The organism is Albimonas pacifica, assembly GCF_900113695.1.
Lineage (GTDB): Bacteria > Pseudomonadota > Alphaproteobacteria > Rhodobacterales > Rhodobacteraceae > Albimonas > Albimonas pacifica.
The window spans coordinates 40423-55261 of record NZ_FOQH01000012.1; the positions used below are offsets into that span (position 1 = coordinate 40423).

General features: G+C 73.2%; 12 protein-coding genes and 1 tRNA gene. 9 read left to right on the forward strand and 4 right to left on the reverse strand.

What is annotated here, in order from left to right; all coding sequences use genetic code 11:
- Window positions 1-335 precede the first annotated feature (335 nt).
- A complete protein-coding gene (locus BM064_RS22765) occupies window positions 336-2180 on the forward strand; it encodes a putative bifunctional diguanylate cyclase/phosphodiesterase (RefSeq protein WP_177236375.1) in 1845 nt (614 codons plus the stop codon).
- On the opposite strand, the gene BM064_RS22770 is transcribed toward BM064_RS22765, so the two are convergent.
- Complete coding sequence (locus BM064_RS22770) at window positions 2170-4470, reverse strand: ATP-binding protein (protein WP_143103428.1); 2301 nt, start codon at window positions 4468-4470, stop codon at window positions 2170-2172. The two genes, BM064_RS22765 and BM064_RS22770, sit on opposite strands and share 11 nt — an antisense overlap.
- An 82-nt stretch (window positions 4471-4552) precedes the next feature.
- Window positions 4553-4945 carry a response regulator gene (locus BM064_RS22775; protein ID WP_092864482.1) on the reverse strand — a complete coding sequence of 131 codons (393 nt, stop codon included), beginning with the start codon at window positions 4943-4945 and terminating at the stop codon, window positions 4553-4555.
- A 79-nt stretch (window positions 4946-5024) separates the two neighbouring features.
- Between BM064_RS22775 and BM064_RS22780 the strand changes: the two genes are divergently transcribed.
- Window positions 5025-7601: a CheR family methyltransferase gene (locus tag BM064_RS22780; RefSeq protein WP_092864485.1), complete on the forward strand. Its 2577-nt coding sequence runs from the start codon at window positions 5025-5027 to the stop codon at window positions 7599-7601.
- Window positions 7602-7687: 86 nt separating this feature from the next.
- Here BM064_RS22780 and BM064_RS22785 read toward each other — a convergent pair.
- Both BM064_RS22785 and BM064_RS22790 read right to left on the reverse strand, forming a co-directional pair.
- A tRNA-Asn gene (locus tag BM064_RS22785) sits at window positions 7688-7762 on the reverse strand.
- 112 nt (window positions 7763-7874) lie between these two features.
- Window positions 7875-8669, reverse strand: coding sequence for an IclR family transcriptional regulator (locus BM064_RS22790; protein WP_092864488.1), 795 nt, complete (start codon window positions 8667-8669; stop codon window positions 7875-7877).
- A gap of 220 nt (window positions 8670-8889) precedes the next feature.
- On the opposite strand from BM064_RS22790, the gene pcaD reads away from it, so the two are divergent.
- From pcaD to BM064_RS22825, 7 genes are all read left to right on the forward strand, one after another.
- Window positions 8890-9684 carry a 3-oxoadipate enol-lactonase gene (pcaD, locus tag BM064_RS22795; protein ID WP_092864491.1) on the forward strand — a complete coding sequence of 265 codons (795 nt, stop codon included), beginning with the start codon at window positions 8890-8892 and terminating at the stop codon, window positions 9682-9684.
- Window positions 9677-10069: a 4-carboxymuconolactone decarboxylase gene (gene pcaC, locus BM064_RS22800; protein ID WP_425426190.1), complete on the forward strand. Its 393-nt coding sequence runs from the start codon at window positions 9677-9679 to the stop codon at window positions 10067-10069. Before pcaD ends, pcaC begins: the two co-directional genes overlap by 8 nt.
- Window positions 10059-10802 (forward strand): protocatechuate 3,4-dioxygenase subunit beta, encoded by a 744-nt coding sequence (pcaH, locus tag BM064_RS22805; RefSeq protein ID WP_092864497.1) that lies wholly within the window; start codon window positions 10059-10061, stop codon window positions 10800-10802. Before pcaC ends, pcaH begins: the two co-directional genes overlap by 11 nt.
- Before the next feature lies 1 nt (window position 10803).
- Window positions 10804-11415, forward strand: a complete 612-nt coding sequence (gene pcaG, locus BM064_RS22810; protein ID WP_092864500.1) for a protocatechuate 3,4-dioxygenase subunit alpha — start codon at window positions 10804-10806, stop codon at window positions 11413-11415.
- A gap of 182 nt (window positions 11416-11597) precedes the next feature.
- Entirely contained in the window at window positions 11598-12590 is a 993-nt protein-coding gene (locus BM064_RS22815) for a TRAP transporter substrate-binding protein (RefSeq protein WP_092864502.1), read from the forward strand.
- A gap of 463 nt (window positions 12591-13053) precedes the next feature.
- Window positions 13054-13566 carry a TRAP transporter small permease gene (locus tag BM064_RS22820; protein ID WP_092864505.1) on the forward strand — a complete coding sequence of 171 codons (513 nt, stop codon included), beginning with the start codon at window positions 13054-13056 and terminating at the stop codon, window positions 13564-13566.
- A complete protein-coding gene (locus BM064_RS22825; protein WP_092864508.1) occupies window positions 13563-14837 on the forward strand; it encodes a TRAP transporter large permease in 1275 nt (424 codons plus the stop codon). The genes BM064_RS22820 and BM064_RS22825 overlap by 4 nt, the downstream gene beginning before the upstream one ends.
- The last annotated feature ends 2 nt before the right edge of the window (window positions 14838-14839 follow it).

Here is a 14839-nt window from a genome sequence, read left to right on the forward strand (position 1 = left end):
CTCCGCCCGCGACGCGGGTCCGCGCCGCCCCCGCCCGCGGCTTCCGCGCGCCGTGCCGGGCGCCCGGCGCGCGGAAGCCGCGGGCGGGGGGCGGCCGGGCCGCGGGCTTCGGGCGCCCTGGAAATGATTTGTTAACCATTGCCGACCGACAGTCCTCGCCAGATCCGCGGCCCGCTCCGGCGGAGGGGCCGCCGGGCGGGATCGCCGACGAACAGGGACGGAGGCGGGGACGGGGACGGCTGGGGACACGACGCGCGACGACGACGCCGGGGGGCGTCGCGGCGCCATGCCCGCACCTGCCGCAGAGCGCCGCCATATTGCACGAGGGGATCGTTTTGCTGGCAGAGAAGCAGCCGATTTCGGCTTTCGAGCGGTTCTGCGCGCAGGCCGCGGCCGCGGTGGGGGCCCGGCGATGTCGCCTGCTGGTCGCGGCGCCGGGCGCCGAGGACCCGCCGGCGGCGGAGGGCCGCGCCGGGGATCGCGACGGCGAGCGCAATGGCGCCTTCGACGGCGATCGCGACGGGCGCCCGGTCGGGGACCGCCGCGAGGACGAGCGCGCCGAGACCGCGGCGCTCGACCGTCTCAACCGCCGTCTCCTGCACGAGGCGGGCGCGGCGACGCCGCAGCGGCCCGCGCCCGGGGATCCTCCCGGGAGCCTCGCGGGGCTGGTGCTGCGCGACGCCTCGGGCGCGCCCCTCGCCGCGGCGGCCTTCGCCTTCGACGCCGCCGGGCCGCGGCCGGCGGCGCTCGAGGCCTGCCGGCCGATCCTCGACTTCGCGCTGTCGGCGCTGCTCGACGCGCTGGCGCGCGCGGCGGACCTGCGCGCGATCGAGGCGCGCTGCAGCCGGCTCAGCCGGCAGGTGGATTCCGACGCGCTGACCGGGCTGAGCAACACCCGCGCCTTCCGCGACCTCGCCCGCCGGCGGCTGGCGGAGCCCAGCCGCGACCGGGCGCTGATCCTGCTCGACATCGACCATCTCAAGCGGGTGAACGACGTCTTCGGGCACGCCTTCGGCGACGCCTACATCCGCACCGTCGCCCGGGCGCTGGAGGCGTCGCTGCCCGACACCGCGCTGATCGGGCGGATCGGGGGCGACGAGTTCGCGATGATGGTCGACCTGCCGCGGCCGGGGCACGCCTATCTCGCGGGCCTTCTGGAGCGGTGCCGCGCCTCGGTCCAGCGCGCCGCCGCGATGCTGGGCAAGCCGGACCTCGGCCGCGTCAGCATCGGCGTCAGCCGCAGCCCCGAGCAGGCCGAGACGCTGTCGAGCCTGTTCGAGAAGGCCGACGCCGCGCTCTACGCCGCCAAGGATTCGGGGCGCGGCGCCATCGTCCACTTCCGCCCCGGCCCGCATCGCCGCTTCAACCGGCGCGAGCTCGCCAAGGGCTTTTCCCGCGCGGTGCGGGAGGGGCGCGTGGTCCCGTTCCTGCAGCCGCTCGTCGACCTCGACACCGGCCAGTGCCTGGGTTTCGAGGTGCTGGCCCGCTGGATCGAGATCGACGGCGCCGTGCTGCTGCCCGGGGAGTTCAGCGGCATCTTCCGCGACCACCGCAACGCCGAGCTGCTGACCCGGGAGATGCTGCGCCAGGGGCTCGACGTCTTCGCCGCCTGGCGCGGCCGCCACGGCCCCCGCGCCCGGCGCGCGCGGCTGGCGGTGAACCTCACCACGCTCGACCTGATGAACCCCGAGTTCGCCTTCGACCTGCAGGCGGAACTGTCGGAGCGCGGGCTCGACTGGTCGACGATCACCCTCGAGGTGACCGAGAACATCATGCTCGGCGACGTCAACGGCCAGATCCACCGCAACCTGACCGAGCTGCGCGCCCGGGGCGCGAAGCTCGCGATGGACGACTTCGGCACCGGCTACGGCGGGCTCCAGCACCTCGGCCGCTGGCCGCTGGACGTGCTCAAGGTCGACCGCCAGTTCGTGCAGCGCCTGCACGAGGGCGAACATGCGCGCGCGGTGATCGAGGCGATCGCCGGCATCGCCGGGCGCTGCGGCTTCGACGTGGTGGCCGAGGGGATCGAGACCCGCGACCAGCTCGCGGCGCTGCGCGGCCTGGGTTGCCGGATGGGGCAGGGGGAGTTCTTCGACCGCCCGCTCCCCGCCGCCCAGGCGGTGCTCGCGCCGCTGGACTACGACCTGGGCCAGGTCGAGCGGTCGCGGCTCATCGCCTGAGGGCGAGGTCGACGGTGTTGACCAGCGCCGTGGCGCTGGGCGGCTTGCGCAGCACCAGGCCGGGCGTGTCGCGCCCGGCGCGGCTGAGCGCGTCGGCGTAGCCCGAGAGATAGATCACCGGCGTCGGCCCCAGCGCCGCCTGCACTCCGGTGGCGAGCCGGTAGCCGTCCATCTCCCCGGGCAGCATCACGTCGGTCAGCAGCAGGTCGAAGGCCGCGCCGCTCTCGACGAGGGCCAGCGCCTCCTCGCCGGTGGCGGTGCGCGACACCTCGGCCCCCATCGCCAGCAGCAGCTCGGCGGAGACGTCGGCGAAGGCGGGATCGTCCTCGACCAGCAGGATCCGCCGGCCGGCGAGGCTGGGCGCCGCGTCCTCGGCCGCCTCGGGCGCGGCCGGGTCCGCGGCGGCGCGGGGCAGGGTCAGCTCGACCGAGGCGCCGCCCCCCGGGGCCGCGGCCAGCTGCAGCGATCCGCCCGCCTTGCGCGCGAAATTGTCGACCATGGCCAGCCCCAGCCCGCTGCCGCCCCGGCCGAGGCGGGTGGTGTAGAAGGGCTCCGCCGCGCGGCCGAGCACCCCGGGGCTCATGCCCGGGCCGTCGTCGCGCACCGCGATCCGGATCGTCTCGCCGACCGTGGCCAGCACCTCGATCCGGCCGGTGGCCGCGCCGCTCTCCACGATCGCGTTGCGGGCGTTGATCGCGAGGTTCAGCAGCGCCGCCTGGAAGTCGGAGGGCGAGACGCGCAGCCAGGCCTCGTCCCCGGCGTCCGCCCCGTCCTGCCGCCGCTCGTGCACGCTCAGCGCCACCGAGGCGGGCAAGGCCGCGCGGGCGATCTCGGCGAAGGCGTCCAGCGCCGGGGCGAGGCGGAAGCGCTCGGCGTCGTCGGGCTGGTCGCGGGTCAGGCCGAGCAGCCGCCCGGTCAGCCCCGCGCCGCGCGCGCAGGCGCCCTGGATGGCGCGCAGGTGGCGGGCCTGCGCCTCCGGCGCGCCGGTCAGCAGGGCGGTGTCGGCGCTGAGCCGCGCCACGCCGAAGATGTTCGCCATCTCGTGGGCGATGCCGCCGGCCATCTGCCCGATCGCGTCCAGCCGCTCGGTCCGGGTCAGGTTCTCGCGCAGGATCCAGCCCTGGGTCTCGTCGAGCACCGAGAGGATCATCATCTCCTCGTCGGCCCCGCGGCGCAGGCTGAAGCGCAGGGCGTGCTCGGCGCCCCGGCGGTCCTGCCAGCCCACGAAGAGGTCGCCCGCGCTGCGCCCCTCCAGCAGCAGGCGGGCGGGACGCTCGGCCTCGGTCAGCCGGCGGCGGTCGCCCAGGGCGTGGAAGCGGGTCTTGAACAGCCAGGCCTCGGGCGAAGCCTCGCCTGCGCAGAGCCGCAGGGCCCCGGCGTTGCTCATCTTCAGGCGTCGGTCGCGGCCGAACAGGAAGACGGCGGCGTCGATCCCGTCGAGCGCGGTGCGCAGGCGCGTCTCCTCGGCGCGCAGCAGCGCCTCCTGGCGGTTGCGCAGGGCGGCGATGCGCAGCACCGTCACGGTCGAGACCAGCGCCAGCGCCGCGGCGAGCGCGGTGGACCAGAGGCTGGAATGCATCAGCCCGCGCGCGTCGATCTCGATGGCGAGCTCGGCCAGCAGCAGCGGGCCCAGCACCGCGAGCGGCAGCAGCAGGCGCGCCGCGCGGCTGCCCGCGCCCGGCCCGAAGGCGACCCGGGCGAGGCGCGAGTCGCGCCGCGCCAGCAGCGCCGCCAGGAACAGCGCCACCAGCGAGGCCGCGGTGTGCGGCGCCATGCCGGTGAAGACGATCGAGGTGTCGTAGGCGGCCCGGTCGAGCAGCCAGGCCCCCAGCCCGGCGAGCGCCAGCGTCAGCCCCAGCGCCCCGACGGAGGAGACCACGCGCTCGGCCAGCCAGCTGCGGCCGCCGACGCAGAAGACGGCGAGGCCGGCCAGCAGCAGCCCCAGCGAGGTCGCGAGCGCCATGCGGTCGCCCGCGCCGGGCGGCGCCTGCAGGTAGGAGATCGCGATCGAGCTCCCGCGCAGGGCCGCGACGACCGCCGCCACGCCCGCCGCCCAGCGCCCGGCCGCGCGCAGCGCCGGCCCGCCGTGGAGCTGGAGCAGCAGCGCCGCGGCGATCCCGCCCAGCATCGTCGCGGTGGCCGGCACCATCGCCGCCCCCTGCGGGCTGAGGCGCACCAGCGTCTCGACCCCCAGGCCCCAGCCGAGCGCGAGCACGGCCAGCGTCTCGACCAGCACCAGCGCGGCCAGCGTCCGCGACCAGGTCTCGAGCCGTCGGCGCGTCGCGGGCATCAGCCCGCGTCCCGCCCGGCGCGCCGCGGCCGGCGCGTCGCCGCGCCGGCCGCCGGTCCGCGCGGACGGGGCGGCGCGCGCCTCATCCCGTGCGCCCCCGCGCCTCGCGGCGGGCGCGGGCATGGCGGCGCACGAGCTGGTCGAGATGGGCGAGGGGCGTGGCCTTGTGCACCTTGGCGCGCGCCGCGCGCAGCCCCTCGCGGAACAGGGGCGAGCCGATCAGCTCCGGGCGCCCGGTGATGATCACCACGGGCAGGTCGGGATCGAGCTTCCCGACCTCGTGGATCAGGGTGATCGCGCCGCCGCCGGCCATCACCACGTCGAGGAACACGATGTCGTAGCGCGCGGCCTGCAGCCGCTCGAGAAGCTGGTCGCGGTGCGTCACCGCGGTCGGGTCGTGCCCGAGGGCCTCCATCCCTTCGCAGAATGCGTCCAGATAGGCCACCTCGTCGTCCGCGATCAGCACCCGCGCCACGTCGCTGCACTCCCCATGGATGTGGTCGAAAGTTGTGTTACGCCTTATGAGGTAGCGACGCCGAGGGGAAACGCAACGCATGACACGCCGTCCGGATCCGGCCGCAAACGACGCCGCAGCCCTTCCGCTCGTCGTCGTCGGCGCCTCCGCGGGAGGGCTCGAGCCGCTCGAGGCCCTGTTCGAGGCCGCGCCCCTCGATGCGGGGTGGTGCTTCGTCGTGGTCCAGCACCTGTCTCCGGACTACAAGTCGATGATGCACGAGCTGCTCTCGCGCCGCTCGAAGCTGACCATCCGGCATATCGAGGACGGCGCGCGGCTGGCGCCGGACACGATCTTCCTCAACCGCCCCAGCACCCTGGCCACGCTGGAGGGGGACGTGTTCCGCACCCGCGCCTTCGCGCCCGGCGACGGGGTCCCGCATCTGCCGATCGACGCGCTGCTCAGCTCGCTCGCCGCGCGGGATCCCGCCCGCACCGCGGCGGTGATCCTGTCGGGCTCGGGCAGCGACGGCACCCGCGGGGCCGAGAGCGTTCACGCCGCCGGCGGCATGGTGCTGGTGCAGTCGCTGGCCGAGGCGGCCTTCGCCTCGATGCCGCGCTCGGCGCTCGCCTCCGAGGTCGCCGACCGGGTGCTGCCGGCCCGCGACATCCCCCGGGCGCTGGCCGAGTTCTTCCGCACCGGCGCGCGCAAGCCGCCCGTCGCCGAGGCCGAGGCCGAGGGACCCAAGAGCATCCTCAAGCTGCTGGAGGAAGCGCACAACCTCGACTTCTCGGACTACAAGCCGCAGAACGTCCGCCGCCGGATCGAGCGTCGCCAGCACCTCGAGAACTACGCCGACATGGAGGCCTACCGCGCCGCGCTGGAGCGCAGCCCCGCGGCGCTGGAGGAGCTCTACCACGACCTGCTGATCGGGGTGACCGAGTTCTACCGCGACGAGGAATCGATCGTCGCCCTGCGCCGCAAGGTCTTCGACGCGCTGGCCGCCGAGCCGGAGGCGAGCACGCCCCTGCGGGTCTGGGTCGCCGCCTGCTCCAGCGGGGAGGAGGCCTACACGATCGCCATCGAGCTGAGCGAGGCGCTGGCCGCCGCCGGGCGCACCCGCAGCTTCCGGGTGATCGCGACCGACGTGCACCGCCGCTCGATCGACATCGCCTCGGCGGGGGTCTACTCGGCCGACGCGGTGGCGCGCGTGCCCCCCGAGATCCGCGAGCGTTACTTCGACCGGGTGCAGGACCGCTACGTGGTCTCGCCGGCGCTGCGCCAGAAGATCATCTTCTCGGTCCACGACGTGCTCAGCGATCCGCCGTTCATGAACCTCGACCTCGTCTCCTGCCGCAACCTGCTGATCTATCTGACCGAGCAGGCGCAGGCGCGGCTGGTGTCGATGTTCCTGTTCGGGCTGCGCAAGGACGGCGTGCTGCTGCTGGGGGCCTCCGAGAGCCTGGGGCGCTACGCCGCCGAGTTCCAGCCCGTCGACACCCGCTGCCGGCTCTACCGCAAGGCCACCAACCGCCGGGTGCTGGACCGGGAGCTGCTGTCGGGCAAGCTGGGTTCGGCGGCGCGCTCGGACGCGGCGCTGCGCGGGCACGCGGGGCCGCGCCCCACGGTGTTCCGCGCGCCGGTGTCGGAGTTCCGCGACCGCGACACGCTGATCCGCTGCTACGACGCGCTGCTCAAGCGCTATGCGCCCTCGTCGATCCTGGTCACCGACCAGGGGTCGGTGCTGGCCTGGTTCGGGGCGGCGGCCGAATACATCGACACGATGAACAACCTCGCCGAATGGACGGTCGAGGAGGTGGTCCACCCCGACCTGCATTTCGTCATCAACGTCGCCGCCGAGAAGCTGCGCCAGCAGCAGCTCGAGACCTACGAGCGCCGGGTGACGATCGAGTTCGGCGACGGCCGCACGCGGCACTGCGACGTGCGGGTGGAACCGCTGCAGGAGGTGCAGGGCGGCCGGCTGATGCTGGTGGGGCTGAAGCCCGCGGCCTCGGGCGATCCGGCGGAGGACGTCGCCGTCGGCGTCGCGCCGCCGGCGGCGGCCGACGAGGACTCGCTGATCCTCAGCCGCCGGATCGTCGCGCTGGAGCGCGACCTGCGCCTGACCGAGGAGACCCTCCAGCACGTCACCGAGCGGCTGGAGGCGAGCGGCGAGGAGCTCCAGGCCTCCAACGAGGAGCTGCAGGCGTCGAACGAGGAACTGCAGGCCTCGAACGAGGAGCTGCAAAGCTCGAACGAGGAGCTGCACGCGGTCAACCAGGAGCTGGTTTCGGTCAGCGCCGACCACGAGCGCCAGATCGTGCAGCTCTCGGATCTGAACGCCAACATCGAGCAGGTGCTGCGGATGCTGAACGTGGGGGTGATCTACGTCGACTCCCAGCGCCGCGTGCGTCGGTTCAGCGCCCTGATCGTCGAGCGCTTCGCGCTCGAGCCCCATGACGTGATGCGCTCGGTCGACGTGATCGGCCCGCGCCCGACCTTCTTCGACCTTCCCGCGGCGGTCGCGGAGGTGGTCGGCGGCGGCCCCTCGCGCCGCTGCGAGGGCGACGACCGGGGCGAGCGCCTCTCGGTGCGCATCCAGGCGACGGAGGACCCCGACGGCGGCGAGGGCGCGCGCGGCGCGGTGCTGATCTTCGAATGGGCCCGCCCGGCCTGATCCCGGGCCGACGGGCGCAGGAAGGGGGCCGAAACGGAAACGGGCCTCCCCGTGGGGAGGCCCGTTCGGCGCACGAGGCCGGAGATTGGCTCCGGCGGTAGGATTCGAACCTACGACCAGCGGATTAACAGTCCGATGCTCTACCACTGAGCTACGCCGGATCAGGTCCGGCCTCGCGGCGCGGCTGCCTATTAGCAACCCGCGCCGGGCGCGTCCAGAGGGGTTTCGCAACATATCGACCCGCGCCGAGGGCGGCGCAGGCGCGCAGGCGGATCAGCTTCCCGCCGGGCGCCCGCCGTACTCGCGCGTCACCTCGGACACGATCCGCCCGACCGCGTCGCGGAGCTGCTCCAGACGCTCGTCCGAGATCCGGCTGCGCGGGCCCGAGACCGAGATCGCCGCGGCCGCCGTGCCGTTCTCCGACAGCACGGCGGAGCCCACGCAGCGCAGGCCGTCGGCGTGCTCCTCGTCGTCCACCGCCACGCCCTCGGCGCGGATCTTCTCCAGCTCCGCGGCGAGCGCGGAGGGATCGGTGATGGTGCGCGCGGTGGCGCGGGCCATGCCCTGCTCCTCGAGCACGCGGCGCGCACGCTCGGGGCGCATCTGGGCGAGGATCGCCTTTCCTGCCGCCGACCAGTGCATCTTGGTGCGCCCGCCCACCCGGGTGAGGGCGCGCATGGCATGGCGGCTCTCGACCTGGCCCATGCAGACGATCTCGCCGCCGGACTCGAGGTAGATGTTGGCCGTCTCGCCGGTGCTTTCCATCAGCCGGCGCATGTAGGGTTTCGCCAGCACGATCACGTCGCGGGTGCGGGCGAAGGCGGCGCCGACGGTGAAGGCGGAGACGCCCACGTGCCAGCATCCGCTGGCGGTTTCGAAGCGGACGAATCGCTCGCTTTCGAGCGTGGTGAGGATCCGGTGCGCGGTCGACGCGGCCAGTCCGGACTGGGCGGCGGTTTCGGACAGGGTCAGGCCGTCCGCGCTCTCGGACAGGGCGCGCATGACCGACACCGCCCGGGTGATCGCCCGGACCTGGCCTGCACGTCCATTGGTGTCCTTCGGAGACATCAGCAGCTTCCTTTCTGTTCCGATCTCAATCTAGGTCCCCGCTGCGGAAGGGCTAGAGCCGCCTCGACATGGCCCCTCTTGCATGAAGTCCGCCTTGGAATGGCCGTCTGAGGGCTCGACAGCGGCGGGATCTGGGCGATAGCTGTTGACCCCTCCGCCGCCCTCCGCGGACGGCGGCGAGAGCGGGCCGGGCCCGCCGAGACGACAGGGGAGGGAGGCCATGCACGCGTTCCGCGCAGGGGGCGGCGTCATCCATTTTCGCGACGAGGGCGACCGCGGCGGACTGCCGGTGGTGTTCGCCAACTCGTTGGGATCGGACCTGCGGGTCTGGGACGCGATGGCGGCCGCGCTGCCCGCGAGGCTGCGGCTGATCCGCTACGACAAGCGGGGCCACGGCCTGTCCGACTGCCCCCCCGGCCCCTACACGATCGAGGCGCTGGCCGACGACCTGGCGGCCCTGCTCGACCACCTCGAGGTGCGCCGCGCGCTGGTCGTGGGCCTGTCGATCGGCGGGCTGATCGCCCAGTCGCTGGCCGCCCGCCGGCCCGACCTGGTGCGCGCCATGGTGCTGATGGACACGGCCGCCAAGGTCGGCGACGCGACGATGTGGGAGAGCCGCATCGCCCAGGTGCGCGAGCAGGGGATCGAGTCCCTCGCCGACGGGCTGATGCAGCGCTGGTTCTCCGCCGCCTTCCGCGCCAACCGCTCCGAGGAGCTGGCGATCTGGCGCAACATGGTCTGCCGCCAGACGGTCGAGGGCTATGCCGCCTGCTGCGCCGCGCTGCGCGACGCGGACCTGCGCGACGCGGCCCGCAAGCTGTCGCTGCCGGTGCTGGCGATGGTGGGCGACGAGGACGGCGCCACGCCCCCCGCGGTGGTGGAGGCCACCGCCGAGCTGATCGCCGGCGCCCGCTTCGAGGTCGTCCGGCAGGCCGGCCACATCCCCTGCGTCGAGCATCCGCGCACCTGCGCCGCGATGCTCCTGTCCTTCATCTCGGAGCATGACCTTGACTGACCGCCGCACCCTTGGGGAAGCCACCCGCCGCAGCGTCCTCGGCGACGCCCATGTCGACCGCAGCCAGGGGACCGCGACGCCCTTCGACGCCCCCTTCGTCGACTTCATCACCGAGGGCGCCTGGGGGACCGTCTGGTCCGGCGACCAGCTGACCAAGCGCGAGCGCTCGCTGATCACGCTGGCCCTGCTGGCGGGCCTGGGGCGGGAGGAGGAGTTCCAGCTCCACTGCCGCGCAACCGAGAACACCGGCGCCACCCCCGAGGACATCCGCGAGATGCTGCTGCATGTCGCCGTCTACGCCGGCGTCCCGGCCGCCAACACCGCCTTCCGGCTGGCCAAGAAGATCCTGGCCGACCGCATCGAGGAGGCCGAGGATGCGCAATAGTCCAGGCGGCCTGCCGGGCGCCTTCTTCGCCCGCGACCGCGACCAGCACCCCCCCGCTTACGCGCCGGGCTACAAGACCTCGGTCACCCGCTCGCCGACCAAGCCGCTGATCGCGCTGGACAACACGCTCTCGGAGATGACGGGGCCGGTGTTCGGGCATGACCGGCTGGGGCCGCTCGACGACGACCTGATCCTGAACTTCGCGAAGCCCGGAGAGCTGCCGGTCGGGCCGCGGATCGTCGTCCATGGCCGGGTGCTGGACGAGAACGCCCGCCCCGTGCCGGGCGCGCTGGTCGAGGTCTGGCAGGCCAACGCCGGCGGGCGGTATCGGCACAGGAAGGAGAGCTACCTCGCGCCGCTCGACCCCAACTTCGGCGGCTGCGGGCGGTGCATCACCGACGAGGAGGGCTGGTATCGCTTCCGCACCATCCAGCCCGGCGCCTACCCCTGGCCGAACGGGCCGAACGACTGGCGCCCCGCGCACATCCACTTCTCGGTCTTCGGCCACGGCTTCGCGCAGCGCCTGATCACCCAGATGTATTTCGAGGGCGATCCGATGATCTGGAAATGCCCCATCGTGCGCACCATCGCCGACCCGGCGGCGGTCGAGCGGCTGATCGCGCCGCTCGACTGGGCCAACACGATCCCGATGGACGCGCGCGCCTATCGCTTCGACATCGTGCTGCGGGGGCGGCGCTCGACGCTGTTCGAGAACCGGCTGGAGGGGAACTGAGATGCGCCTGCCCGACCAGCTGAAGGAAACCCCCTCCCAGACCGCCGGCCCCTACGTGCACATCGGCTGCTTTCCGCGCATGTGCGGGATCGAGGTCTACGAGCACGAGATCGGCGCCGACATGGTCTCCGACGCCACCAGGGGCGAGCGGATCGAGATCCGCGGCACGGTCTACGACGGCACCGGCGCGCCGCTGCGCGACGCGCTGATCGAGATCTGGCAGGCCGACGCCGAGGGCCGGCACCCGGGCCGGGGCGACCCGCGGGGGCTGGCGGACCCTGCCTTCACCGGCTTCGGCCGCTCGGCCGGCGACCCCGACACCGGCGAATTCGTCTTCCAGACCATCAAGCCCGGCCGCGTCCCCTTCAAGGACGGCAAGCCGATGGCCCCGCACATCACCTTCTGGATCGCCGCGCGGGGCATCAACATCGGCCTGCACACGCGGATGTATTTTCCCGATGAAGAGGCCGCCAACGCCGAGGACCCGGTGCTGGGCCGGATCGAGCTGAAGAGCCGGATCCCCACGTTGATCGCCAGACCGGAAGCCCCCGGCGTCTACCGCTTCGACATCCGCCTGCAGGGCGAGGGCGAGACGGTGTTCTTCGACATCTGACGCCCGGGCGGCGCCCCGCGCTCCCGGGACCGGAGGCGCCTTGCGGGCGGGCTGCGGTCCGCGGCCCGGGGCGCGTCCTGCGAGGGCGGCGGGCGCCCTCGCGACTTGCCCGACCCGGCTCCGCATGGAACAAAGGGTCGACCGCACGCCTATAAAAACGCGGACCACAGGGAGAGAAGACCATGAAACCCGCAATTCTCGCGGCGGGCGCCGCGCTCGCCTTTTCGCTCGGCGTCCCGTCCGCCTGGGCGGCCGACCTGACCATGCGCATCTCGCTTCAGCTTCCGCTGAAGAGCCACCTCGGCCAGAACCTGGCGCTGTTCAAGGAGGAGGTCGAGACGACCTCGGACGGCGCCATCGCGGTCGAGATCTACGACTCGGCCCAGCTCTACAAGGACAAGGAGGTGCCGCAGGCGGTCGGCTCCGGCTCGATCGAGGCGGGCGTCGCCTCGCTGACCCGCTACGTGGGCGACATCCCGGCGGTGGACATCTTCTACCAGCCCTTCCTGCTCGACAGCGAGGAGAAGGTCCGCGCCGCCACCGCCAAGGGCGGCCCGATCCGCGGGCCCATCGACGAGGCGATCAAGGACACCGGGGCCACCGTCCTGTGGTGGCAGGCCTATGGGGGCGCGATCCTGCTCTCGAACGGCGGGCCGCTGAAGACGCCGGCGGATCTCGAGGGCAAGAAGGTCCGCGTCTTCGGCAAGACGCTGGGCGACTTCACCGAGGCCGCGGGCGGCGCGCCGACGATGATCTCGGGCTCGGAGCAGTATCTTGCCTACCAGCGCGGCACGGTGGACGTGGGCATGACCGGCGTCTCGGGGGTGAAGTCCCGCTCGCTGTGGGAGGTGATGGACACGATCACGGTGACCAACCACGCCGACATCGAGTTCATCGTGGTGGTCAACACCGAGTGGTGGGAGGGCCTGACCGACGACCAGCGCGCGATCCTGACCGCCGCCGCCGAGAAGGCCGACGAGACCGTGCGCGCCGAGATGGCGGCCATCGAGGCCGAGGCCTATGCCGCCGCCAGGGAGAACGGCATGGCCATCTACGAGCCCACGCCCGAGGAGATGGAGGCCTGGCGCGCCACCGCCCAGCCCGTCCATGACGAGTACCTCGAGAAGGCCGGCCCCCTCGGCAAGCAGCTGATGGAGGCCGCGAAGGCCCTCTGAGCTCCGGGCGCCTCGTCCCGTCGCCCCGATGGAGGTCGGGGAGGCGGGCGGCGCGCGCCGCCCGGAGCGATCCGGCCTCCCGGGTCTCTCGGCGTTTCGCGGCGACCGGCGCAGGGCGCCCCGGGCTCGACCCGGGGCCTCCGCCGGCCGGGGCTGGGCGCCGGCGGCGAAGGCTCCTGCCGCCGCCGCATGCAGGCGCCGGAGGCGGCCGTCGGGTCGAGGCCCCGGGTCAGGCCCGGGGCGCGCCCCCGGCCCCGGCGGCGGCGCGAAACCCGCGTCGGGCGCCCGGGTCCGCAGGGTCGCTCCGGTGCGTTCGGCGATCGTCCCGCGCTTGCGGACCTGCCGCCCGGCGGTCGCCTCGAGCGCCGGGGCCTCGCCGCTCCGCGATCCGGCCGCCGGCCGGGCCGCGCCGCCGCTTCCGTCCTGCGCCCTTCGGCGTCTCTCCCGGCCCCGGAACCCTCGGATGACCGATCTTCTCCGCTCCGTCGCCGCCGTCCGGCTGGGCCTCGCCTGGCTGGGGGCGCTGCTGTTCGCGGCCTCGGGCGCGATGCTCACCTGGGAGGTGGTCGCGCGCTATTTCTTCACCCGGCCCACGATCTGGGCGGCGGAGCTGAGCCAGCTCTGCCTGATCTGGGGGGTGCTGCTGTCGATGGCCTGGGCGCTGGAGGCGCGCCGGCACATCGCCGTGGACGCGCTGGTCGCCAACATCCCCGCCGCCGCGCGCCGCTGGACGGAGGCCGTCGCGATGCTCTGCGTCGCCGCCTTCTCGGGCGTCACCACCTGGTACGGCTGGGAGATCTTCTGGGACAGTTTCGTGCGCGGGCGGACCACCGGCTCGATGCTGGACCTGCCGACCTGGGTGGCCGAGCTCTCGGTCCCGCTGGGCTTCGCGATGCTGTTCCTCCAGGCGCTGGCCGAGATCGCGAAGGCCTTCCGCACCGACTGGGCGACCCATGCCGAGGGGCTGCACGAATGACCGTGATCCTGATCCTGGCGGCGCTGTTCGCGCTGCTGCTGATCCGCGTGCCGGTGGCCTTCGCGCTGGGGGGCATGGGGCTGGCGCTGCTGCTGATCGGCGGGTTCTCGCCGCTGATGGCGCCGCAGGCGGCGCTGTCGACGCTCGACGGATTCATCCTGCTGGCGGTGCCGCTGTTCCTCTTGATGTCCAACGTGCTGCTGAAGGGGGGCGTGGGCGCCGACCTCTTCGGCGCGGTCCACGCCTGGGTGGGCCACTGGCCCGGCGGGCTGGCGGTGGCGACGATCCTCAGCTGCGGGATCTTCGCGGCGATCTCCGGATCGTCCGTGGCGACCGCGGCCACCATCGGCACGGTGGCCATTCCGGAGATGATCTCGCGCGGCTACGACCGCCGTTTTGTCTACGGGCTGCTGGCGGCGGGGGGCACGCTGGGGATCCTGATCCCGCCCTCGATCCCGATGATCGTCTACGGCTTCATCACCGAGGAATCGGTCATCGCCCTGTTCCTCGCCGGCGTGGGCCCGGGGATCCTGCTGGTCGTGCTCTTCATCGTCTACGCGATGCTCCACGCCCGCTTCTTCGGCGGCCAGCGCCCCGAGCCCGCCGCCACCTGGGAGGAGCGCCGCCGCGCCACGCTGCGGGCCGCGCCCTCGCTCGCGCTCTCGGCCCTGATCATCGGCGGCATCTACTCGGGCGCCTTCACGCCCACCGAGGCCGCGGCCATCGGCTTCGCCGCCGCCCTGCTGATCACCGCCGGCATCCTGCGCTCGCTGACCTGGAAAGGCCTGCGCGAGGCGATCTTCGAGTCCATGGCCACCACCACCGCCATCCTGCTGATCATCGCCGGCGCCAAGATCTTCGGAAAGGCGATCACCCTCTACCGGGTGCCGCAGGACATTTCGGCCTTCATCTCCGAGACGATCCACACCCCGCTCGCCTACATCGTCGTGGTCGCCGCGATCCTCCTGCTGATGGGGCTGGTGTTCGAGGCCCTCTCGATGGTCCTGATCATGACGCCGGTGCTGCTTCCTGCGGCGCTCTCGATGGGCTTCGATCCGATCTGGTTCGGGGTGTTCATGGTGATCATGGTGGAATGCGCCCTGATCACGCCGCCCGTCGGCCTGAACCTCTACGTGATCCAGGCGGTGGCGCGCACGTCGCTCGCCGAGGTCTCGCGCGGGGTGATCCCGTTCCTGGTGATCATGTTGCTGACGGTCGCGATCCTCTACATGGTCCCCGACCTCGCCATCTACATCCCGTTCAAGCTCTAGAG

Coding starts and splice junctions, on each gene's coding strand:
- BM064_RS22770 (WP_143103428.1), bottom strand. CDS start 4,470: ATGCCCGCGACGCGCCGACGGCTCGAGACCTGGTCGCGGACGCTGGCC.
- BM064_RS22780 (WP_092864485.1), top strand. CDS start 5,025: ATGACACGCCGTCCGGATCCGGCCGCAAACGACGCCGCAGCCCTTCCG.
- BM064_RS22790 (WP_092864488.1), bottom strand. CDS start 8,669: ATGTCTCCGAAGGACACCAATGGACGTGCAGGCCAGGTCCGGGCGATC.
- pcaD (WP_092864491.1), top strand. CDS start 8,890: ATGCACGCGTTCCGCGCAGGGGGCGGCGTCATCCATTTTCGCGACGAG.
- pcaH (WP_092864497.1), top strand. CDS start 10,059: ATGCGCAATAGTCCAGGCGGCCTGCCGGGCGCCTTCTTCGCCCGCGAC.
- pcaG (WP_092864500.1), top strand. CDS start 10,804: ATGCGCCTGCCCGACCAGCTGAAGGAAACCCCCTCCCAGACCGCCGGC.
- BM064_RS22815 (WP_092864502.1), top strand. CDS start 11,598: ATGAAACCCGCAATTCTCGCGGCGGGCGCCGCGCTCGCCTTTTCGCTC.
- BM064_RS22820 (WP_092864505.1), top strand. CDS start 13,054: ATGACCGATCTTCTCCGCTCCGTCGCCGCCGTCCGGCTGGGCCTCGCC.
- BM064_RS22825 (WP_092864508.1), top strand. CDS start 13,563: ATGACCGTGATCCTGATCCTGGCGGCGCTGTTCGCGCTGCTGCTGATC.